We start from the raw sequence: 23,718 nt of genomic DNA, 5'->3' as shown, positions 1-23,718 counted from the left end.
GACTCTTCTAGTTCCTTCGACGGGGCGGCCGCGGACGCATGAAATGATTCATCCGTTCTTGATTCTTTTTCCCAGTTTGATTTGAACGATTAATCATTCCCCACCATGGTGTACGAACATAAATATCTTTCAGACCAGTTAAATTCAAAGGTGCCACTGGTGACAAATAAGGGACACCGAATGAGCGAAGCCGTGCCATATGGGTCAAAAGAATCAACGTTGCCACTAAGATTCCATACAAACCCAATGTCGCTGCACAGATCATCATAGGAAATCGAAGTAACCGAATGGCAATCCCTTGACTAAAGGCAGGAAAAATAAAGGAAGATATACCGGTAATCGAAACAATAATGACCATCGATGCAGAAACAATTCCGGCTTGCACGGCCGCCTGCCCAATCACAAGAGCTCCAACAATACTCACGGCCTGTCCAACGGGCCGCGGCAGACGAACACCAGCTTCCCGCAAGCCCTCAAAGGATATTTCCATAATTAAGGCTTCGACAAAGGCTGGGAAGGGAACGGTTTCCCTCCCGGAAGAGACACTTAGTAAAAGAGGCGTTGGAAGCATTTCTTGATGAAAGGCGGTTATCGCAATATAAAGAGAGGGCAAAAGCAAGGCGCCTGCCAACATAAAAAAGCGAAGCCATCGGATTACCGTCGCAACCATAAAATGCTGATAGTAATCCTCACTCGATTGGAGCATTTCATAAAAAGAAACAGGTACAAGGAGAGCAAAGGGGGTATTATCAACCAGAACCCCTATTTTCCCTTCCAATAAATAAGCAGCTACTTTATCCGGTCGTTCGGTATTGTTCACTTGGGGGAAAACAGAATAGGGGTTGTCCTGAATGAGTTCTTCAATATAATTACTTTCTAAAATGGCATCGATATCAATTTGCCCTATCCTTTCCTTTACCTCTGCAACAAGGGCTTGCTCTGCAATTCCCTCTAGATAAGTAATGGCGATTTTCGTATTAGATAACCGTCCGACAGTCATCTCTTCCATTTTAAGCTGAGGGGTTTTTAACCTCCTGCGAATCAAACTGGTGTTGGTTCTAAGGTTCTCTGTAAATCCTTCTCTAGGACCACGGATCACTGCTTCCGTCGAAGGTTCTTCAACCGATCTCATTTCCCATGCTTGGGCGCTAATAAATAGGGCTTGTTTTACTCCCTCCAATATTAAAACCGTTCCCCCGTTCAAAATATGATCCACGACTTCCTTCATCGTATGTCCTATACTCACCTGTGAAATATAGATGACTTGATCCCGTAGAAAAATCTCCATTTCTTTTAGTGGAATTGTTGCAGAAAGAGATGTCCTCTTCCCTAAATCCAAAAGGGGTTTCATCACGTCAGAATCAATCATCTGGGTGTCCACCATGCCATCTAAAAAAATAAGCCCTCCTTTTTGTATCCCGCCTAACTGAAATTCACGGAACACAATGTCGGAAGATCGTTCAAAAATCATTTTCAATTGCTTTAATTCATCCAGAAAATGACCTTTAAGCTGGTTGGAATGTAAATCATCCGCCTTGTTAAATAATCGATGATCATCATTTTGATTCGATTTTAAGATTTTCTTTTCTAACCATCGCAATAGCCGCATCTCTATCCCCCCTTTTTCTAAAAATTTTTCTTATTTTAACCATTTATTAAATAAATTACTAAATTTTGTTTATGTTAATAACTGTTGATTAACAAAAAATGGGATAGGAGGTGGCGAAACCATGGAGAGAATATCAACCGGTCAATTATTTATGCTTACCCTATTGTTCCAGATTGGCACTTCGGTGATATTTGGGTTTGCATCTGCAGCCGGAAGAGATGCTTGGCTGTCAACCCTGCTATCTACTGGAATCGGGACATGTCTCATCTTAATGTATCTAATCTTAATGCGTCTTCAGCCGGGATTGACTCTTGTTGAATGGTTTCCTGCCCAGTTTGGATTTTGGCTTGGAACCCCCATTGCCTGGTTTTATTGCCTTCATTTTATATATAACGCGGGTCGTACAATGGGTGATATAAAGGATCTGATCCCAACGACTATTTTGCCGGGTACACCTAATTGGATCATACTTGGCATATTTATGATTGCCATTACGTATGCGTTGTTTAGTGGAATCGAGGTTCTTGCCCGGCTGGCAGAAATAATATTACCTGTTATTTTAGTGTTGTTTTTGATTGAGATCATCTTAATATATGCCTCTGATATAACCGATATCAAGCGATTGCAGCCGGTTCTGGGGGAAGGATGGGGTCGTATTTGGAAAGCTGTATGGCCGTCAGGTATTCAACAATCATTTGGGGAGACCCTTGAGTTTGCGATGATCTGGACACTATGTTCACCTTCAAAACGGATAATTAAAACGACTCTTTTCGCATCCATTGTATACGGAATTCTCCTTTCCAGTTTCGATGCACTGGCGATTCTTGTCTTTGGCGAAGGCACTTTTTCAACGAGCAGGTACCCCTTATACCGATTAGTCAAAGTCATCTCTGTTGCGGACTTTCTCGAAAACCTGGATGCATTAGGAATTTTGTATTTTATGGGAACCGCCTTTTTTAAAGTGACAATACAAATGTATGGAGCCATTCGGGGAATACAGCAATTGTTGTCCCTTGGTGACAGCAGATTACTCGTTTTTCCTATTGGAGCCGTTGTCTTCTTTTTAGGATTGACAATGTCCAAGAGCACATCAGAACATTGGTTTTCAACAACGTACCTTGGGCAGCCTGGACTAATAATGTATCTGTTCCTTCCTGGTCTGCTATTGATCCTGGTACTCATTCGCAAGAAAATATCGAACGCTAAAATGGAGAAAAGTGGATAACAGTATGAATTGGAGTTGAAATTGAAAATGGAAAAATTTCTTTGGCCGTGGCAGTCGGAAGTAATCATTGATTATCCTTGGATATTTTACGTATTCCTTTTTTCTCTGTCTATTATTTTCTCCTTCATAACATGGGTAAGAAAGAAAAGCAGATAAACCCAAGCAATACATGATTGAAAAACACCGTCCAGCCACAAGCCAAAACGAAGAGCTCACAAGCTATTTGCTGTGAGCTCTCTGCTTAACTTTAGAGCGGGCCATTAATGAAATAGCGCCTTCCTTCAACGTTCCCTATACGGTGACAAGGATGTTGCGATACATAGAAGAACATGCTACAACTCCATTTAAAGTCGAGGATGTCGCTAGGCATGCCGGTCTTAGCATCTCTCGGTCCGTTCATCTTTTCAAAAGCAGCGTTGGAAAAACGATGATTGAATATGCCCTTGAAATCCGTTTATCCGCTGCAATGGAGCGAATGAAATACACAGCCTTAACGCTTGAGCAAATTGCAGAGGATTGCGGCTTTGGAAGCTATCCTTATTTTCATAGAGTATTTCATAAGAGGTATGGTGTTGCTCCAGGGGTATATAGACGGATGGAATACTAGAAAAAAGAGGGATGAAAGCATTCCCTCTTGTGGTGATAGTTTGTCCTATTTGCTTGGAGATACATAATCAGGATAATCGGTAATAATTCCATCTACGTTCATTTCTAAAAGGAACTCTGCTGCTTCTTGGCTGCGAACCGTCCAGGATTGAATTTTCATCCCAAGAGAATGGACTTGATCAACCAATTCTTTTGATACGATTCCGTAGCTCGGGTTAAAGTAATCAGCATACGTTGCAAATTCTTTCAAAGCTTGTTCGGTTGTGTGGGCTCTATTGGATGTAAGGACACCAATCGGTACCTTTGGCAGCAAGCTGTTTGTTATTTTCATAGATAGAAAATTAAACGATTGAATAATAATCTTTTCATTTTGCGGTTTATCGAGGTTTCGCTCTTTTAATTCCTGTGCAACCTGTGCTTCAATTCCAGGATAAAGCTCAGGTGCCTTTAATTCTATTAAAATACCCACTTTTCCATGATAACGGTCAAGGATTTCATCGAAGGTAGGAATCACTTCTCCTTTGAATTCTTCACCCTTCCAGCTGCCAGCATCAAGGCTTCTGATTTGTTCAAAGGTTAAATCCTTCACCATCCCTGTCCCATCTGTTGTTCTGTCAACCGTTGTATCATGAATAATGACCAATTCCCCATCCTTGCTTCTTTGGACATCAATTTCAATATAATCAGCTTTCATTTCGACGCCTTTATCAAAAGCGGCAATCGTATTTTCCGGTGCATAACCTGATGCACCACGGTGAGCAACATTATCCACTTTTCGTAACTCCCCAGTTGTTTCTGCTGCAAAAGCCTGTTGAAAAGGACTAAATAATAAACTAAAAGCCAGGCCTGCTCCAACCACAAATGCTTTTTTCATTTTTCTCCATCTCCCTTTTAAATGTCTACTACTGCAATTAAAATTGTAAGGGAGAATTGTATAGTACATATGTAATTACCATTTAGACTTGGTTAAAGTCATGTAAATAAACATAGTGAAATATTCATAAATTAATTTACAAAAAATTCGTTCTTTTTTCCATTGAAAAAAAGCAGAGAAATGGTACCTATCTCTGCTTATCACTATTTCACATATTTTGCTCGATATTCATTTGGAGTTATTCCCACAACCTTTTTAAATACCTTTCGAAAATACTTGTCATCTTGATAGCCAATCATATTAGCAATTTCATAAATTTTTAACTGACTATTCTTCAATAATGATTTTGCCTTATCCATTCTGATTCTTACAATGTAATCGGAGATGTTCTCGTTAAATTCCTGTTTAAATTTCCTGGAGATATATTCTCTGCTGATATAAAAATGGTCTGAAATCTCCTGCAGCTTTACATCCCGATCAAAATTTTCCTGAAGGTACTTTTCAATATCTGTAATGATATTATTACTTCTTTGCAGTGCACGTTTCTTTACTTTTTTCAAAAATATAGTGATTTCACGCGTTTTTCTCTCTTTATATTTTTCTAAACTAAACGTGCCATTTGAATCCAAAAAGAAATCTATCCGCTCTTCAATATCTTCCGGAGTCTTAAATGAAATATTGTAATGTTTAAACCATTTATTGCTGATGACCATATACTCATTTTCTAGATTTATCACCTGTCTTACAGATAAATATTCTTTTTCTATAATGTCCTTTTCGATTCGATCCATTAATTCTTCGAAAGCCCTAATTTCTCCCGTTTGAATAGCCATTTCTATATCTGAAGAATACACAATTAAACTCTTTAATGAAGGGGGTGCCTCTATATCCGACAGATAGACTCTGCTTTTGCAATCAGTCAATATATTTCTATTTAATAAAACTTTTCTGGCATGTTGATAAGAATCTATCAGCTTGCAGCTATTATTTACAGCTTTCCCGGCAGCAATTGGACAAGAGACGTCTAACATATTTTTTAGCGTCTTATAGATATGGACTAATATCTCTTCTACTAACTCGAACTTGTCCCAAAAAATTAATACAATTTTACCCTTTTTGGTTAAGTAACGAAAACCAATTCCACATCCAGTTTCCTTCAGGATTTCATTAATAATATTCAAAATCGTAAAGTAAGTTAAATCTCGATCCCCTTGAAAAGTCTCGATTGTTTTTCCGTTAACTTGGACGAGAGCCACTATATAACCTCGTGACTGTTTTAACCAGCCGAATTCTTCAAATAAATCTTTCTGTAAATGATCATTGTTTACTAACTGTGTTAGTTTGCGATCTCGATAAACAGGAGTCATTTCATTAATCAGCAGTGTGCTAGTTTCTTTCCTCAGCCTATCTTCTTCTTCTTTCTTCCATTCGTTAACTGCTTTTTCCAATGTTTGATTTAAAATACCTGGTTCGATAGGCTTTAAGAGATAATCCGAACTGCCGAAATGGATCGCTTTTCTCATATAATGGTAGTCATCGTAACCTGTCACTACGATTGTCTTCCTGTTCGGCTGATTTTCTTTAATCCACTCTAGAAGCTGCGTCCCATCCATTTTTGGCATTTTCATATCAGAGAAAATAATCTCTGGCCGAATGGATAGGATAAGCTGAATGGCTTCCTCCCCGTTTCCTGCCTCATATATTTCTGTAATTCCATTTTTCTCCCAATCAGCTAGTATCTTAATTCCATCTCGCACATGTTTTTCATCATCAACGATTAATGCTTTCATGAATGTTCCACCTCTTTCGGCATTACCTTTGGAATTTGAATGGTAACCGTAAAACCACCTTCTTCATTACGGTTAACAGACATGTTTGCCTGGTTATGATAATAGATCCGCAATCGATCATATATATTTTTTAACCCAATTTCTTCTCTTTGCTCGTCTCCTTTTGAAATACCCTGGAACAGTTCCTGACGGATTTTTTCAAGCTGCTCCTCGCTTGGACCCATGCCATTATCCTTCACATTGATTTGGACTCTATTGTCATTCTCGTAGAAGGCCTCAATTTGAATCCATGCTTTTTCTACGTGCTGGTCAAAGCCATGCTTAAAACAGTTCTCTACAATCGGCTGTAAAATCATTTTCGGGACATGTATCTCTTTGACTTTTTCCTCGATATTCAGTTCAAATTCAAACTGTTCGTCAAATCGCTGCTTTTGTAAGGATAGGTAGGATTTCACATGGTTTAGCTCTGAAGCAAACGGAACAATATCGTCCTTCATATTCATACTGTATCTCATAATCGTAGATAACGATGTCAATAATGAATACACCGGAACCGCGTTTAATTTCAGTGCCAATGTTCCAATAGACTGAAAGGCATTATAAAGGAAATGCGGATTAATTTGTGATTGCAGTACTCGGAGCTGTGAGGCTTTATTTTCAATCTCCAATTTATATTCACTCTCAATCAACTCATCAATTTTAGCAATCATTAGTTTAAAATGCCTTCCCAGCATACCAATTTCATCGGTTCCTAATGATTCGAAATCAGCCTTGAATTCACCTTTCTCGACTTTTTTCATATTACCGATTAACACTTTTATAGGTGCCGTAAGCTTAAAGGAAACAAACATGGTTCCCAGTAAAGCAAATACAAGTGTAGCCAATCCTATTAAAATGTTAATAATAGCCGTTTCTCTTGCACCTTTATAAAGGACATCATAAGGGATCCTTTTTACGATTGACCAATCCTTAAAAGAATCAGTAAATTTTTCATGGACAATGACACCCGAAAACTGTTCATCCTTCCACTCAAGACTTTTTCCCGCCTTCCGGCTCCTTCTTCACTTGCTTAAACCACTTTTCTTTATTTTCCTTTCCAATCTCATTTTCATTGGAAGAATAAATAATCATCCCTTTTTCATTCATAATATAAAGATCTTCAACGTCCTTCGTATATAATCGTTCAGAGATTGCACTAATCCTGGAAAGATTAATATCTATCGAAAAAAAGCCTAAAACATCCGCTAACGGGACATCCCGAATCACATTATGGAAACTTAATACTTTCACCTTCTGGGAATTAGGAATCACAGAAATATTGTTATAGCTATAAATCTCATGCGGCGGTTCAATAAGGGAATAGCCCTCAATGGCTGTTAACACCCCATAGTATGGGTGTGAAAATATATTTTCATATGTTGCTCTTCCGCTGATTCTTGAATGATAGTTGGTGTAGGATTCCTTTTCTTCATGAATATAAAGATGCATTTGTTCAATTTCAGGACGTGAATTAAATAAATAAGCAAGCACCCTGCGTACTTCCTCTTGGTTAACAACCAAGTTCGAGGAAACCCCATTTCGCATTACATTCATAAAAGGGGTATACCGGTAAGGGACCGATGACATTTGAGCAACATCGTTCAAATAAACAGTGAGCTCTTCCTTGCCTTTTAAAATCAAATCATGATTCGTTGAAACAGATTGTTCATTAAGTGACTTAGTCGTATAAAAATAAGTAACGGTGATCGCTGTCCCAAAAGGGAGAACGGTGACAAGCATTAAAAAGATAATAAGCTTTTTCCGAATACCCCATCGCATATAATCTTGGTTAGTCTTGTTTGATTCGAAAAACTAACCTGTCCTCCCTTGCAGCGTTTTTAGAACATTGTAGCACAACTTTAAATTTAGTAGAGCAATATTTTGACTGTTCAATATTTTCCACCCTAGTGGTCAATGTAAGCCGTTTCATAATTTTTGTTAATCACTAAAATAAGGTTATGGAGGTGCAGGGAATGAATAACGAAAGTAAGCTGAATACAGTTAAGGGGTCACCCCTCACAAATCAGAGCATCACGAAAGTTTCTCCGTCCGTTTCTTTTCTGAATAAGAAGAAATGGAAAGAAGCTGGATTATTTACCCTATTTGTCGGGCCAGTCTTATTAGCTTTTATCCTTATTGTTTTAATCCCTTTCTTTACAGGTATTTATTATGCATTTACCGATTGGAACGGGGTAACAGGATCCGTCAAATGGGTGGGACTTGATAATTTCAAATACTTATTTACAGAGGACAAGCAATTTCAAGCGTCCTTCATTCTTACAACAAAATACACAGTTGTTGCCATTATCTTAACAAATCTAATCGGGTTTGGGTTAGCCTTATTGGTTGCTCAGAAGTTGAAAACCAAAAATGTCTTACGAACTGTTTTCTTCATGCCTAACCTAATCGGCGGATTAATCCTAGGATTTATCTGGCAGTTTATTTTTGTAAAGGGATTTGCTTCTATTGGTACGTTAACAGGGATTCCTCTTTTTGAGCTAGCGTGGCTAGGAGATGCAAAGTCAGCATTCTGGGGAATCGTCATTGTCAGTGTTTGGCAGGGTGCAGGATATATCATGATTATCTATATTGCTGCCTTGCAGAACGTGCCGCAGGAATTAATTGAAGCAGCAAGAATCGACGGAGCGAATCGATTCCAAGTCCTTCGTCATATCACAATGCCGCTTGTTGCACCAGCCGTAACAATTTGTTTATTTTTAACCACCGCTTCATCCTTTAAAGTCTTTGATGCCAACCTATCATTAACAAACGGCGGTCCATTTAAATCAACAGAAATGCTCGCACTTAACATTTACACAGAAGCATTCGTTAATAACCGATATGGTATCGGTGAGGCAAAAGCATTAATTTTCTTCATTGTCGTAGCAGCGATTACAGTCCTTCAAGTTACGATTTCAAAGAAAAGGGAGGTTGAATCCTAATGGGTAACAGGTATACATGGAGAACATCTATTATTGAAATCCTTGCGATCCTGCTGGGTCTAGTCTTTTTAGTCCCATTCTATTATGTATTTTCAAACTCCTTGAAACCATTTGCTGAGATTTTAACCAATACATCTGCTCTGCCAAAAGTTTTAATGTTTGATAACTATGTAAACGCATTTGAAAAGTTAGATTTTCTAACTGTATTTAAAAACTCGTTAATCATTACCATTGGCAGTAATATCGTTCTCGTTATCTTTTGTTCAATGGCAGCGTATATGCTAGTTCGAACCAAAAAGAAAATCAGCAATATCATTTTTATGACATTCGTGGCTGCGATGATCATTCCATTCCAATCTCTCATGATTCCGCTTATTAAAACGGCTGGTAACTTGGGACTATTAAACAGCATGTGGGGACTTATCTTCATGTACCTTGGCTTTGGATCAGGTATGACCATCTTCTTGTATCACGGTTTTATCAAAGGAATTCCATTAGAGCTTGAAGAAGCTGCAATTATCGATGGCTGTACACGGTTTGGCGTTTTCTGGAGAATTGTTTTTCCGCTATTAAAACCAATTACGGTCACCATTGTTATCTTAAACAGCTTATGGATATGGAACGACTTCCTATTACCTTCTTTGGTGCTTCAGGATCCAGAATTGAGAACGATTCCATTGGCAACGTTCTTCTTCTTTGGGCAGTATACAAAGCAATGGGATTTAGCACTTGCAGCATTAGTAATCGGTATTATTCCATTATTAATCTTCTTCTTCACTATGCAAAAACACATTATCCAAGGAATTACCAGCGGTTCTATCAAGTAATTTTTTAGGGGAACACCTTCTGCTGTCTTAAATAAAGACAGCAGAGTTTTAAAAATATATAATTATTATTTTAGGGGGAAAACCAAATGGCATTCAAAAAGTATTCATTGGCTGCAGGTGTACTATCCGCTTCACTTCTTTTAGGCGCGTGTTCTAGCGACAGTACATCTGGAGATAAAAAAAGCAGCGGTGGTAAGGACGATAAAGTAGTTGTAGATATCTTCCAAGGGAAGGTTGAAATCGCAGACCAATTGAAAGCGTTAACAGAAGAATATACAAAACAAAATCCAAACGTGACTTTTAACATTGAAACAGTAGGCGGCGGTGCGGATGGTGCTGCAGCTCTTAAAGCAAAATTCGCTTCTAACCAAGCACCTGATATTTTTACAAATGGCGGTGACCAGGAAGCTCTAGTGTGGAAAGATAAATTTGAAGATTTATCTGATCAGCCTTGGATTAAGGATGCCTTTGAAGGTACGTTAGACGGAATGACGATTGATGGCAAAGTATACGGTATGCCTTTTAATATGGAAGGTTACGGATTTGCGTATAATAAGAAGTTATTCGAAAAAGCTGGGATTAAGGAACTTCCAACCACATATTCTGAGTTAGAAGAAGCAGCGAAAAAGCTAGATGCTGCCGGCATTACACCATTCTCAATCGGTTATGCTGAGTGGTGGGTATTAGCAAACCATGGGATGAACGTTCCGTTTGCACACCAAGCAGATCCGGATGCTTTTATCAAAGGTTTAAATGAAGGTACAGCTAAAATTGAAGGTAATAAAGAATTTGATAATTTCTTCAAACTATTAGACCTAACTATGAAATACGGCAACAAAAATCCTTTAACAACCGACTATAACACTCAAGTAACATTATTTGCTACTGGTGAAGCTGCGATGATCCAGCAAGGTAACTGGATTCAGCCAATGCTAGATAAATTAGATCCAAACTTAGAAGTTGGTTTCATTCCATTAGCACTTAGCGATGATCCAGCTCAATCTGATAAATTAATGATTGACGTTCCTAGTAACTGGGTTCTCTACAATAAAGCACCAGAAGCAGACAAAGAAGCAGCAAAAGATTTCTTAAATTGGATGGTTACATCTGAAGAAGGGAAAACAGCATTAACAAAGGAATTCAAATACATTCCAGCCTTTAAAACGATTGACGCCAATCCTGAAGATATCGGTGCTCTAGGTGCGGACCTTCTTAAATATTCTAAAGAAGGCAAAGCATATCAATGGCAGTTCATGAAATATCCTGATGGAGCAGGTCAAGAGTTTGGCGCTACTCTTCAAGCATATGTAGGCGGCCAAAAATCAAAAGAGGAAGCCATGAAAGCACTTGACGCAACATGGGCTAAATTGAAAAAATAACATTAAAAAGAAAAGCACATCATTTGAGTCTGATGTGCTTTTTGTCAAGCTATCCGCAACTAAATTTGGCTTATCCGCAACTAAATTTAGCCATCCTCAACTAATTTTGGCTTATCCGCAACTAAATTTAGCATACTTTAGGAGGGGATTTTTATTTATAAACAAAATGGCAGTATTGGATTGATTACAGGTGTAAGTCATGAAAATGGAATTGGGGCCGCTATTTGCCATAAATTAGCGTCAGAAGGTGTAGATATTTTCTTTACTCATTGGGGTGCTAATATTGATTGGGTTAAACAGTTTGAAAACAGCATTAGAGAATATGGTGTTGGTTGTGGAAACCTAGAAATTGATTTGGCTGATCCGGAAGCACCATTTAATGTACTCGAGACCGTCACTACTGAACTGGGTTTGCCTTCTATTCTAGTTAATAATGCAGCACATTCTACAACAGATGGTTATATGAATTTAGACGCAAAAACACTAGATGACCATTATGCAGTAAATATGAGAGCTACTTTCCTATTATCTGTAGAATTTGCCCGTCGGTTTAAACAATCCCGAATTAACGCGGGCAGAATTATTAACCTGACATCCGGTCAAGCCCTTGGCCCAATGCCCGGTGAATTAGCTTATGCTGCTACCAAGGGGGCTATTTCCGCCTTTACCCTTTCCTTATCCGCAGAGCTTGCTCCTCTTGGAATTACCGTTAATGCAGTAAATCCAGGACCTACCGATACTGGATGGATGAACGAAGCAATAAGGCAATCGATATTGCCAAAGTTCCCATTAGGACGTATTGGAATGCCTGAAGATGCAGCACGCCTCGTTGCATTCCTTGCCAGTGAAGAAGCTGAGTGGATTACAGGGCAGGTATTGAATTCTGAAGGCGGCTTCCTTAGAGGCTAGCGGTTATTATTCGCTAAAAAAGGGTACTCAAATTTTTTAAAAGGTTTCCTTTTTCGGGTGCATTCTTATTAAAAGACACAAAATTGGCGTATGAATTTGCATGCGTTCTTTTTGTCTATTTATCAAAGTTTCTCGGTTGGGGGATTAGGTTAAGCACCTGAGTGATTAATAGGCGGAGAAATTCCGCCTAATTCGTAATTAGTATTAAAAAAAGCAAAAATAGCCGGAGAAATTCCGCCTATTAGCTCTAAAAATTTGAAAGTGGGGGATTTTGCTTTGATTAAGCGGAAAACCTCCGCTTATTTACCCCGAAACGAGCTCCATTCTGTAATTAACCGGAAAATCTCCGCTTATTTTACTTTTGGTGGTTACTCGATTATGGACAAGACCTCTTTACTCAAAGAGAGTGAGTTTAGAACCTCATTTTGGTGCAAAATAATGAACCGTATTACATGTAAGTAAGGTTGTATATAAATAAGGTATTTTTAAACTCGCCAATAGCTGAACTGGCGAGTTTTACTTTTTATATACCAATAACGTTGCCAATACGACTGTCATTTCGGCACATATTTTAAGAAAAGCACCTCAAAACGTAACCCTTTAAGTTTTTTGTGGACACCCTTTTAATCCTTTACTCCCTATCCGGGCTATTTACCATAATTCCAGCAACTTGTGTTAACCGATCATAAAAAGCAAATCCCGCTGGTTTATCATAAAGACCAATTTCTTGAAAGGCTTCTTTCATACAGCGAAGCCAGCACTGCGCTCTCCTTGGTGTTACTTCAAATGGAAGATGACGTTCTCTCATCGCCGGCGGTCCAAATTCCTGACGGTAAAGAGCAGGACCACCTAAGAATTGCGGAAGAAACATTCGTTGCTTCCTCATAATTTCCTCCATATCACCCTCAAACAACGGTCTTAATTCAGGATCGGTATATACACGAGGATAAAATGCTGCAAGTAGTTTATCAATCGTTTCCTGCCCGCCAATTTCACTATAAAGAGATTTAAACTTATATTCCATATCATACACCCCTTTTACTTACTTTTGATTATAAAGATAAAAGCGATGTATTTTAGTGATTTAAATCATACTTTTAAAAAACAGAAACCTAGACTTAACCCTTTTATCTAATCTTCCCTAATTCATCTATAAAGGCTGGGCGCTTTTGATATGTTAGTTTTAATTCCCCTATTAATTTATAGGAATTGATAGTGCCAAAGGCTTTTTTGTAGGTTTTTATTAGCTTACAAACATTTCTGTAACCTCTTCTGTCCAAGGTTCCCTCTGCGGATTGTTCAATATAGTTAATAAACAGACCATTAGCTTCTTCAAAATGACTCTCCATAAGGTATGGATAGAAATCCATTATTAATGATTTATGCTTATTACAATATTCTATCATCTGTTTCGTTAGTTTTTCTTCTTTCAGGATTTCAATATAGACAGTTGATTGGTATCGCTCTTTTTCAAAAGCTTCAATTAATCGATCTAAAACTTCTGTCCATTCATCTTGCTCATACAACTCTTTCAGTTTCACATAATAAGAGAATTCATTTTGAAACAGAAACTCATAGGCCAATTTCCGTTGATTTTCTACATCACCAAGACCTTCATAGGCATGGTAACGGAACTCCCTCCACTTATGCACCAGCCCGCGATAGCTTTTATCAACCTCTTCCCCCGAAATACTTAGCTCGAGAACTTTCGCATAATCACCATTTTCCAATGCCCTAGTAATTGCTTTTTCACGAAAATCGCTTATTTTAATATTCTCATAAATAAACTTCTCAGCTGCTGACGTTCCATCACACTTTTCTATTATTTCAAATTGGAGGAGCTTTACCTGTTTCTTTTCATATTCATCACTCCATGAAGTAGCTGCTTTTTGTTCTAGGGTGTCCAACTGCTTTTCTAGCATTTTCCGCAAATTCTTCTTATGTGCAAATATCGAACAAACATTTAATAGCCCAAAGCACCAATCACTCCAGCCATCATATTGTTTTTTCAAAGCTTCTTTTAAAATCACCTCAAAAAGCTTCTTTTGCGCTTTTTCATCTAAATGTTCCAAAGCTGTCGTTACTGCTTGTTCAATTGTAGAAATAGCCCGATTCATAATAAAACTAACCCCGCCATTGGAGTCATCGCAATATTGGATCATCTTTACAACAGGAGTTAACACTTCTAGTGCTAGTAAAACAGCTATCTCACTATCACCCAATTCTATCTTTTCGCGGGCTTTTCTCAGCGTCATTTCGGCCCCTTGCAGCGCAGAATCAACATGCCGCCAATCAATAAATCCATTACGCTTTGCATTATTGATATATTCTCTGATGAGTTTCTTACTAGCAGTAATTTCATCTTCATTGTTTGCAAACTTAAACAGCAAACGTTTTTCTATATCAGGATATGCATCTGAAATTTCAAGTAAAATACGAACCAATTCATCCTTGTTTTGTTCTGCTAAGACCTTTTTTAAATCATTTTCTGCCACTACAGCTGGTTCCCCTAAAGCCTTCATATTTTTCAATGCAAATAGAACCGCTGCCTCATGCTTGCAAAACTCCCCTAAATCATATGGGCAATCACAGTACGATTCTACTATTTCATTGTTTATATCTAATGATATCTCTACTCGATAAACTTCAGATCCCTCTACACTGGCCTTGTATCTTTTTTTATCCTTTGTTTCAAGACTTACGACATGTCCCAGTTCAAAATAATCAAGTCCGCGTTTTAGAATCCGATTGTCGATGGAGTGTTCAAAATTCAAAAGTTTCACATCTCTCAACTCCCCATTTACTAACAAACCCATTGGTGCCTAAGCCACAATGGGTTATTTTTATTATAAGAATTATTAATCCTCTGAAATTCTAGATTTTTTCCCCTTACCTATTTGCTTCCAAGATAAAACGACTGCTAGTGTCACAACCGTACCAACGACTGCTTCAGGAATACCGCTTGTCAGCGCTACTGTCCAAGCTACCTCTGCACCCATATAACCTCTAACTACTGCCATTGTTAATACTAGCACCGTATTGGTCAAGGTCCCTAAGAATGCTGCAGTTCCAATAGCCAGATATTCACTCTTCCTGCGAATTCCTACATACACAAGCCATGCGACAACCCCAATAAAAAGTCTTGGCAGGATAGCAACTAATGGATCTTTAAATAGAGGAACGGTAGCATTTAAGAAAGAAGAAACACCAAAAATAATACCAACGATTGCACCTACAATCGGACCCTGCATAATTCCCCCAATAATCGCAGGTATATGCATGATTGTGGCATTACCAGCCGCTGTTGGGACGGGAATATAACCTAACCGGGTTACACCTAAAAGAATCGCAACCGCACCAAGTACACCAGCAATAACAATATTCCGAACCGATAATGAACCTTTCATTCTATTCACCCCCTTTATTATTTATCTAAAACGGAAACGGATAAAAAAGTAATAGTAGCGATAATAATAGCCCTATAATTAATACTATATAATCACGCCCGATTGCCTTATAAACCGAATAGGCACTCCTGTCATTTCCAGGTGTATAGCAGCGGGATTCCATTGCGAGAATAAGATCCTCTGCTCTAGACAACGCGATATTAAATAGAGGGATAATAATGGGAAGCATATCCTTCGTCCTCTGAATGATTCTCCACCATTCCCCCGATCCAAAATCCGCCCCCCTTGATGCTTGCGCCTTCATCATTTTCTCCATTTCAATCGCGAAGGTTGGTACAAAACGAATGGCAATGGTAATAATCAAGGAAAATTCATGAACGGGAAATTTTACCTTTTTCAAAGGACTTAATAGACTTTGGATGGCATGGGTTAATTCAGTTGTTGATGTGGATAGCGTCAATACACTGCTTAATAAAATGATTTCCACAAAACGTACAGCCGAAACTATGACAAGTCGAATACTCTCACTGGTAATCATGATAAACCCATATTCAAAGAATACAGTTCCGCCGGAAAAGACATTGCCTTGGAAGATAAGTTGTAGCACAGCCAATATAATAATAAATGGAATAGCAGGTTTTATGCCCGATAACCCATAACTAACAGGTATTTTTGAAGCCCAGAATAAATAAATAGATAATAGCAGACCAAACGCATTTCCTACATAACTAGTATTTAGGGCTATCGCTAAAACAAGAATCGTGAACACTAACAGCTTTATTCTTGGGTCAAGCCGATGAATAAACGAACTAGTCGGTACATACTGACCAATGGTAATATTCCTAGACAATTCAAATTCACTTGCCATGATTCTCCACCTCTCCATTGGTAAGAACCTTAATGATTTCGTCAGCTGCCTCGGACACCGTAAAAGCAGAAGTTTTTACATTGTATCCAAGGTCTTTTAGCCGGTACAGAGCCTGTACGGTTTCTGGCGTTCCAATTTGGTAACGCTGCAATTTTTCCTTATCCGTAAAGATATCTTCTGGAGTACCGGATAACACATCCGAACCATTTGCCATAACATAAACTCGATCGGCTAAATAAGCCACTTCTTCCATATTGTGTGATACGAAAATAACCGTTAAGTTTTCTAGTTTATTTAAGGCTTTTATCTTATCCAGCAACTCATTTCGAGACCTTGGGTCTAGCCCAGCTGTAGGTTCATCGAGAACTAATATCTTAGGCTTTAGAGCTAGGATACCAGCAAGTGCAACTTTACGCTTCTGCCCGCCGCTTAAGGCAAACGTCTGGCGATCCTTCATTTCTTCAAAGTTCAGGCCGACCATGTCCATCGCCCATTTAACTCGTTCCTTTACTTCCTTCAAGGGTAATCCCAGTTTAAAAGGACCATATGCGATATCATCGCCTATTAATTTTTCAAAGATTTGATCCTCAGGATTTTGAAAAACCAATCCTACATTTCTCCTCAAGGCCTTAATATCAATACGTTTTTTCGATAAATCTACTCCATCGATGATGACTTTCCCTGAATCCGGCCGAATCAGCCCATTAAAATGCTGGATAAGGGTGGATTTACCTGAACCGGTATGCCCGATAATGGCGATACACTCCCCCTCATTGACCACCATGCTTGTCCCCTTTAAGGCTTTATGTTCCATAGGGGTTCCCTTCATATATGTATGAAATAAATTTTCTATCTCGATGATCGGTTTTCCACGCATTAAACCACTTCCCCGCTCCTTGCTTTTGAAACTCTCTTTACTTCGTTAATTAGTTCTTCTTCTTGGATTAAGTGTTTAGAAAAAGTTGGGATTTGCTTATGGACCATCTCAGCTATCTGACTAACAGCTGGAATATCTAATTGGAGTTCCATTAAAACCTCTTTATGTTTAAAAATATCACGAGGTTTTCCATCCATAACAATCATCCCGTCTTCTACAACTATAATTCGGTCTGCTTCAGCTGCTTCTGACATACGATGGGTAACGGTTATAATCGTCATTCCCATTCGATTCATTTTTCTCATGACCTGCAGGACTTCGTTTCTTCCAAAGGTATCCAGCATGCTGGTCGACTCATCGAATACGATACAGTCTGGCTGCATGGCCAGCACTCCAGCAATCGCTACTCTCTGTTTTTGTCCACCTGATAAATGGTGTGGCGGCCTTTTCCGAAATTCTGACATTTTCACGACTTCTAAAGCCTCATCGATTTTTTGCTTCATTTCTTCTCTTGGGACGCCAATATTTTCTAACCCAAATGCTACATCCTCTTCGACAATGGTCGCAACAATTTGATTATCAGGATGTTGAAAAACCATTCCAACAGCTTTGCGGATGTCGAGTTTTCTGCTCGCGTCCTTTGTATTGTGGCCACGTACCCAAACATCCCCTGAGCCAGGTGTTAGGAGCCCATTTAAATGCTTGGATAATGTTGATTTCCCCGAACCGTTATGTCCAATAATGGCAACATATTCACCTGGAAAAATGGAAAAAGAGACATCCTTAAGAACATCCACTGAATGAGTCTCATTGATTTTATATGAAAATGTAACATTTTCTAAAGCAATAATTGGTTCCATCTAGACACCCCCTCTCCTTCTATTTTATTAATATTCTGAATATTATTCAACCATAGTAAATGATTTACAAGAAATATAATAGCACGAAGTTATGAAAGGGGATATCCTGAAGCATTAATCTATCTATTTATTTATCAATATGTAGGTCATTCTATTTTAATAATTAGAGTGTACAAAAAGGGAAATATTATCCAATAAGAACACATATAATATACCTTGCTCAGAGACTTTCCAGCCTTATATTGATTAGTCAGTACATTTATACTAATATATTTTTTGTCAGTAAAACGTGGTTCGAGAACCATAGATAAAAGAGGTGCAGCTTCAGGTATGAAGCTGCACCTCTTTTTAGTTTCTTGTAATATTAAAGCTAGTTAACGTGCATGATCTTAGGTACTACTTTTTTCCATCGGCATGGTCAGGCTTACCAACAGCTTTTCCGTTGTTGCCATCGCTGTAAGATAAACCAAATCCATATTCGTATTTGTCACCATTTTTATTTACATATTCAAAATCAGCATATTCTTCTGGCGCAAAGCTTGGAACATCCCCGACTTCCTTTTCTACCGCTTCTGTACTAGCTGGAATAGCAAATGGAAGTTTTCCAACAGGTTTGAATTTTCCAGTGATTACATCAAATACTGCCTCTTGAAGCGTACCGAAAGTACCAATTAATGCTGCAGCATTTGGTTCCAGCTCGTTAATTAACCATTGGTTAGTAAAGTTTACCGCAGTAATGGTTGGAACAGCTTTTTGAATTTCAATGATTCGATCTAATTCAAGAATACCTGTTGTTTCATTAACATCGATCCTTGGGTTATTATCCCAGTTAGATTGAGTTGGCTTAATATATAAATATGCATGAGTTGCTTGATCAACACTCTCTACTAACGTAATGTTAGGGAATTTTTCTTTGAGCATTTTCTTTAGGTCTGCATTAAATGCAGCAGTTTGTTTTGCTGATTCTTCATTAATCGTTTTTTGAGGATTTGGATTATTTCTTCCTGGAGCAACCCCAATAAATCCTTCAACATAAAGCTTCACATCTTTTAACTTTCCATTCGTTAATGGTATTAGTTTTTTACCGCCATCGATTTTATCATTACGCATTAAAACGACAGACTTTTGGTGCGCTTCATATGCTAAAGCTCTGTTTTCTTCATTGTTTGCCGCTGCAATAGCTTCTGCAGGATTTACATATGGGTCTTCGAAAAGACCTAATGTAATCATTTCTGATAGTGTATAAGTAATAGATTCATCCAGCTTCGATTCTTCTAGTAAGTCACTATTAATGGCCTCAATTACATACTCTGGATTTGCTCCACCTGAAATAATATTTGTTCCTGCATTGATGGCTTTGGCCACTTTTTGTGCATTTGGAATTGGATTTCCATCTTCATCCACTAGATAACCCCATGCACTGCCGGCAACTGCACCTGAGTCAGAGTTAATATATCCTTTGAAACCAAGACCTTCACGCAAGTAACGAATGATTCCCTCATTTAAGGTCATACCAACTTCTTCAAATTGCTCGGTTTCTGAATGCCATGGTAATCCTTGATCTGCACTATCATTACTTGGATATGCGTAATAAGGCATTACCGATGCTACACCAGCTTCAATCGCCCTCATGAAAGGAGGAATATGATACTTTTCCATGCTTCCTTCAGTAGGATAAATGTTAAAGCTGCCGTTTGCAAAGTGAGGATCCTGTCCATCATCACGAGCTCCGCCGCCAGGGAAGTGTTTAACAGTGATGGCTACACTGTCTTTGCCAAGAGTTTCAGTTTGGAACCCTCTGACGATTTCATAATTCATGTCACCAACTAATTTTGGATCTTCTCCAAATGTCTCCTCAATTCGTGCCCAAAGTGGATCTGTTGCAACGTCAGCCATATATCCATAAACCTTACGAATACCGGCAGCTCTCCATTCCTGACGGGCAATTTCCGCAAATTCAGCAACAGCTTCTACATCCTGGGCCGCTGCTAAACCTAATGTTCCTGGCCAGAAGGTATGTTGATCTTGAGCATTGGTAATATTGGTATAATCTGTTGAGGCAGAGTTTCTTGGATTGGAAGTAATTACAACCGGAATACCTAATTCAAGGCCCTCTGCTAATTGTTGCATTTGGTTATTATAATTAGCAATATCGCCTAAGTTTTGAGTTAGACGGTATATAACATGGCGCATTTGCTTGTTAATAACATTATTGGCATTTACTTCGGTTACAAATTTCCCATCGGCTGGATCTGCCACTGGTGTGTGAGTAGTTATGTACATCAATCCAGCTTTTTGCTCAAGACTCATCTTACTAATCAAATCCGCTACACGTGTTGAAACTGGCTTTGTCCAGTCTTCGTAAATATCCAAGCTTTTACTGCCATTGGCATCCCTAAAATATTTACCGTTAATTTCAAGAATTCGATCTTGAGTGGCTACTTCAATTTCTGGCTGGCCTTCAGCTTTTGCAATTTTATAAGTTGTAATTGCACCTCGTCCAGAATATAGCGAAGCTGCTCCTTCCTCACCAGTATAACCTTGGTCATCTGCAAAACCTACCTGTGGTCCAATCACTGGCGCTACTAATGATAGAGTAAGTGCCGTTGCGAGAAGTTTTTTTCTAAGCTTTGAAGACTTTCTAATCTGCTTTGATAATGAAGCCATTTTTCTTCCTCCCCTTTTATAAATTGAATGCGTTTACAAAAACTAAGTTAGCGTATCTATATATAATGATATAATTCAAAATAGCCTTCCAAATAGCGAGTTTTTTTAGGTATTTTTGTGATATTTTAATATTTTGAATTTTTAGTTAGTAATACCTATGACTTTCTACCTACTTATAAAAAAAGAATCAGAAATATACATTCTGACTCGACCTTATCTTTTAGTTAAATGACCATCGCTGGTTTTGCTGTTGAGATTCCGATACTCAGATGGGGAACTTCCTACTATCTTCTTAAAATTGTTACTAAAGTAAGCTAAGTCAGAATATCCCACTCTTTCGGCAATCTCAGACATTCTTAAGGTTGTATTTTGCAATAATCGCTTACTTTCTTCAATTCGTAGTTCCGTAATATAATCAACAAACTTTTTATTAAGCTGTTGTTTGAACAATTGGCTAAGGTAACTAGGATTGATATGAATACTCTCTGCTGCTTCTTTTAAAGTGATTTGATCTAAAGGTGTTTTCTCTATATAATCCAAGATTCGATCAATTGTCGATAAAGGAAGAGTATCTTTCTCAGCCAACATCTGCTTACTCGTATTATCTTCGTTACTTTTTTTATTTAGCCATTTTTCAAGACAAGCCTTTATTTCATTCTCCTCGATTGGTTTAAGAAGGTAATCCGTGACACCACTTCTTATTGCTTGCTGAACAAACTGAAACTCATCATGGACAGAGATGACAATCACTTCATACGACTCGTTTAACGTACTAAGTTCCTTAACCAAAGATAGACCGTCCATTACCGGCATTCGGATATCCGTTAAGATTAGGTCCACTTCGTTCATCTTTATCCAATCCAGTGCTTCTAGTCCATTTTGGCATTCATGGATAACCTGCAAGGGAAGATTCAATTTATTTATCGTCCACTTAAGAGCGGTACGTACCCATCTCTCATCGTCAACTAACAAGATCTTTTTCATCCAATCTCCCTTTCCTCTATATTTTCCCTCATTGGCAGCTCCATCTCGACCACTGTGCCTGCTCCCAACTGACTTCTAACACTTAGTCCGAAACCTTCGCCAAACACATAATGGATCCTTTGTTGGACATTTAATAATCCGATATGTTTACCATCTGAGTTTGTCGTTTTCTGTTCAAGCTTTCTAGTAAGTTCTTCTAAAATGTGGTTCGGTATTCCTGCGCCTGTATCTTCTATTCGAATCATAAATGAAGATTCAGAAAGGGAAAGTGCTGATATAGTAATTCTAAGCTTTTGAAGGCTTCGACCGTAGGCGTGAACAAAGCAATTCTCAACTATTGGTTGAAGAGAGAATTTCACGACCTGAAGCTCCATTGCCCATTCAGGAATATCCAACTCATACTCAAATCTGTCTTCGAAACGAAACTTCTGAATCTGAAGATATGTCCTGCAAAACCTAATTTCTTCTCCCAGGCTAACGGTGGAAGAATCATTTTTAAGATTATATCGAAGCAGCTTTGCAAGGGAAATGGACATGATTGCAATATTTTCTTGACCTTCTTCTAATGCCATCCCTCTAATCGTCTCAAGGGAATTATATAAAAAATGAGGGTTCATTTGAGATTGAAGCATTTTTATTTCAATCTCTTTCTGTTTGAGTGACATCTCTGTTTCTCTTAATTTGGAGACATATACTTCTTCAAGTAAATCTGATAGTTTTTCAACCGTATGATTGAATCCAGCAGATAACTGTCCAATTTCATCGTTTGATTCCACTGGGACCCGGCCGTTAAGATTTCCAATTTCAACTTCCTTCATAAACCTCTTCAAGCGCCGAATCGGGCGGATGAGACTTGTTGCAAAGCCAAATCCTATACTGTAGGCAATGATTAACGAGATGATTATGGTCAGAACAATCGTTCTTCCGATTTGAATAATTCCTCCCGTTAAATCCTTATATGGTACGGCGGTAAAAAAACTCCAGCCTATATTTGAGGAATACGTATAAGTGACAAAATCCTCCCTCTCGTTCTGTAAGATTTGTGTCTTGCTTTCGTTATTTTGGAGTTGTGCAAGCTGGCTAAACTCTACTTTTTTTCCAAGCTTTGAATAATCAGGATGATATACATAATGCCCTTTTGAATCCAAAATAAAAAAATAACCGTTTTTACTAATCGTTACTTTGTTTGAGATCTCCTCAATTCTTCTAAAATTAATATCAATAACGAGCATTCCCACTGGACGAAGGGTATCAGGGTTATATAATCTCCTAACAAGAGAAATAACCGGCTGTTCTTTATTTCTTAACTTTAGGGTTCTAGTTACCAACATCGGCATTCCGTTCATTGGAACGGATGAATACCAATATTCATCTTTTATTTTAGTAGAAGGATAGAAATTATTGACCCCAAGGGTATCGATGACAATATCGTCATCCACTAAAACAGTGATATTAGATATATCTGCGCGAGAATACGCGGCATACTTAAGTGTGTTTCTAGCTGCTGCGACTATATCATCACTTTTTTCATGTTTAAATAAGCTGGATAATTCCGGAGAGTTAATAATTTTTAAACTTGTAATCTCAAATTCTTGAAAATAATATTCAATATGTGATTCTACCTGACCTATTATTTGACCGCTATATTGCCGGAGTTCGTTTTCCAATTCAGCTGACGATCGATTATAGGAGATAATCCCAACTGAAAGAACAGGCAGAATAACGAGAAAGCTAGAAAAAATGCAAAGCTTCATCATTAATGATTGATTCTTTAAGAGAATATACTTTTTAATAAATTCTGTTATTTTTCCCCCATGCTGCTGCATTCTTCCACTTCCTAATGATTTATCTAATC

20 protein-coding genes are annotated in these 23,718 nt (G+C 38.2%); 6 read left to right on the top strand and 14 right to left on the bottom strand.

Annotated features, from left to right (window positions below; all coding sequences use genetic code 11):
- Nucleotides 1-7 precede the first annotated feature (7 nt).
- Nucleotides 8-1,609, bottom strand: a complete 1,602-nt coding sequence (locus tag QFZ28_RS25880) for a spore germination protein (protein ID WP_307197501.1) — start codon at nt 1,607-1,609, stop codon at nt 8-10.
- 121 nt (nt 1,610-1,730) lie between these two features.
- On the opposite strand from QFZ28_RS25880, the gene QFZ28_RS25875 reads away from it, so the two are divergent.
- Nucleotides 1,731-2,834, top strand: a complete 1,104-nt coding sequence (locus QFZ28_RS25875) for a GerAB/ArcD/ProY family transporter (RefSeq protein ID WP_307197500.1) — start codon at nt 1,731-1,733, stop codon at nt 2,832-2,834.
- Between the two features lie 307 nt (nt 2,835-3,141).
- Nucleotides 3,142-3,441: a helix-turn-helix domain-containing protein gene (locus QFZ28_RS25870; protein ID WP_373428168.1), complete on the top strand. Its 300-nt coding sequence runs from the start codon at nt 3,142-3,144 to the stop codon at nt 3,439-3,441.
- Nucleotides 3,442-3,486: 45 nt separating this feature from the next.
- Here QFZ28_RS25870 and QFZ28_RS25865 read toward each other — a convergent pair whose 3' ends face one another.
- The 4 genes from QFZ28_RS25865 to QFZ28_RS25850 form a co-directional block, all read right to left on the bottom strand.
- The gene (locus QFZ28_RS25865) at nt 3,487-4,314 is read right to left on the bottom strand and encodes a glycerophosphodiester phosphodiesterase (protein ID WP_307197499.1); all 828 of its coding nucleotides are present in this window, start codon (nt 4,312-4,314) and stop codon (nt 3,487-3,489) included.
- Nucleotides 4,315-4,517: 203 nt separating this feature from the next.
- On the bottom strand, nt 4,518-6,104 hold the full coding sequence (locus tag QFZ28_RS25860) for a response regulator transcription factor (protein WP_307197498.1): 1,587 nt from the start codon (nt 6,102-6,104) through the stop codon (nt 4,518-4,520).
- Nucleotides 6,101-6,988: a sensor histidine kinase gene (locus QFZ28_RS25855; protein ID WP_307197497.1), complete on the bottom strand. Its 888-nt coding sequence runs from the start codon at nt 6,986-6,988 to the stop codon at nt 6,101-6,103. The genes QFZ28_RS25860 and QFZ28_RS25855 overlap by 4 nt, the downstream gene beginning before the upstream one ends.
- A gap of 145 nt (nt 6,989-7,133) precedes the next feature.
- Nucleotides 7,134-7,922, bottom strand: a complete 789-nt coding sequence (locus tag QFZ28_RS25850) for a hypothetical protein (protein ID WP_307197496.1) — start codon at nt 7,920-7,922, stop codon at nt 7,134-7,136.
- Between the two features lie 194 nt (nt 7,923-8,116).
- Here QFZ28_RS25850 and QFZ28_RS25845 point away from each other — a divergent pair, with 194 nt between their 5' ends.
- The 4 genes from QFZ28_RS25845 (at nt 8,117) to QFZ28_RS25830 (ending at nt 12,200) form a co-directional block, all read left to right on the top strand.
- Nucleotides 8,117-9,085: a carbohydrate ABC transporter permease gene (locus tag QFZ28_RS25845; RefSeq protein ID WP_307197495.1), complete on the top strand. Its 969-nt coding sequence runs from the start codon at nt 8,117-8,119 to the stop codon at nt 9,083-9,085.
- Nucleotides 9,085-9,912, top strand: a complete 828-nt coding sequence (locus QFZ28_RS25840) for a carbohydrate ABC transporter permease (protein ID WP_307197494.1) — start codon at nt 9,085-9,087, stop codon at nt 9,910-9,912. The genes QFZ28_RS25845 and QFZ28_RS25840 overlap by 1 nt, the downstream gene beginning before the upstream one ends.
- An 86-nt stretch (nt 9,913-9,998) precedes the next feature.
- Nucleotides 9,999-11,291, top strand: coding sequence for an ABC transporter substrate-binding protein (locus tag QFZ28_RS25835; protein ID WP_307197493.1), 1,293 nt, complete (start codon nt 9,999-10,001; stop codon nt 11,289-11,291).
- Between the two features lie 153 nt (nt 11,292-11,444).
- A complete protein-coding gene (locus QFZ28_RS25830) occupies nt 11,445-12,200 on the top strand; it encodes an SDR family oxidoreductase (protein WP_307197764.1) in 756 nt (251 codons plus the stop codon).
- A 631-nt stretch (nt 12,201-12,831) separates the two neighbouring features.
- Here the strand turns inward: QFZ28_RS25830 and QFZ28_RS25825 are convergent.
- From QFZ28_RS25825 to QFZ28_RS25785, 9 genes are all read right to left on the bottom strand, one after another.
- Nucleotides 12,832-13,224 carry a globin domain-containing protein gene (locus QFZ28_RS25825; protein ID WP_307197492.1) on the bottom strand — a complete coding sequence of 131 codons (393 nt, stop codon included), beginning with the start codon at nt 13,222-13,224 and terminating at the stop codon, nt 12,832-12,834.
- A 103-nt stretch (nt 13,225-13,327) separates the two neighbouring features.
- A complete protein-coding gene (locus tag QFZ28_RS25820) occupies nt 13,328-14,983 on the bottom strand; it encodes an SWIM zinc finger family protein (RefSeq protein ID WP_307197491.1) in 1,656 nt (551 codons plus the stop codon).
- A 75-nt stretch (nt 14,984-15,058) separates the two neighbouring features.
- Nucleotides 15,059-15,607, bottom strand: a complete 549-nt coding sequence (locus tag QFZ28_RS25815; protein WP_307197490.1) for an ECF transporter S component — start codon at nt 15,605-15,607, stop codon at nt 15,059-15,061.
- A gap of 25 nt (nt 15,608-15,632) precedes the next feature.
- On the bottom strand, nt 15,633-16,475 hold the full coding sequence (locus QFZ28_RS25810; protein WP_307197489.1) for an energy-coupling factor transporter transmembrane component T family protein: 843 nt from the start codon (nt 16,473-16,475) through the stop codon (nt 15,633-15,635).
- Nucleotides 16,465-17,352, bottom strand: coding sequence for an energy-coupling factor transporter ATPase (locus tag QFZ28_RS25805; protein WP_307197488.1), 888 nt, complete (start codon nt 17,350-17,352; stop codon nt 16,465-16,467). The genes QFZ28_RS25810 and QFZ28_RS25805 overlap by 11 nt, the downstream gene beginning before the upstream one ends.
- Entirely contained in the window at nt 17,352-18,212 is an 861-nt protein-coding gene (locus QFZ28_RS25800; RefSeq protein WP_307197487.1) for an energy-coupling factor transporter ATPase, read from the bottom strand. Before QFZ28_RS25800 ends, QFZ28_RS25805 begins: the two co-directional genes overlap by 1 nt.
- 396 nt (nt 18,213-18,608) lie before the next feature.
- The gene (locus QFZ28_RS25795) at nt 18,609-20,879 is read right to left on the bottom strand and encodes a glycoside hydrolase family 3 protein (RefSeq protein WP_307197486.1); all 2,271 of its coding nucleotides are present in this window, start codon (nt 20,877-20,879) and stop codon (nt 18,609-18,611) included.
- 213 nt (nt 20,880-21,092) lie between these two features.
- Nucleotides 21,093-21,863: a response regulator transcription factor gene (locus QFZ28_RS25790; protein WP_307197485.1), complete on the bottom strand. Its 771-nt coding sequence runs from the start codon at nt 21,861-21,863 to the stop codon at nt 21,093-21,095.
- On the bottom strand, nt 21,860-23,689 hold the full coding sequence (locus QFZ28_RS25785; RefSeq protein WP_307197484.1) for a sensor histidine kinase: 1,830 nt from the start codon (nt 23,687-23,689) through the stop codon (nt 21,860-21,862). Before QFZ28_RS25785 ends, QFZ28_RS25790 begins: the two co-directional genes overlap by 4 nt.
- Nucleotides 23,690-23,718 lie beyond the last annotated feature (29 nt).

This window comes from Neobacillus niacini (assembly GCF_030817695.1).
GTDB classification, from domain to species: Bacteria; Bacillota; Bacilli; order Bacillales; family Cytobacillaceae; genus Neobacillus; species Neobacillus niacini_F.
Note: the sequence above shows the minus strand (reverse complement) of the source record. Positions and strands in the feature narration are given on the sequence as shown.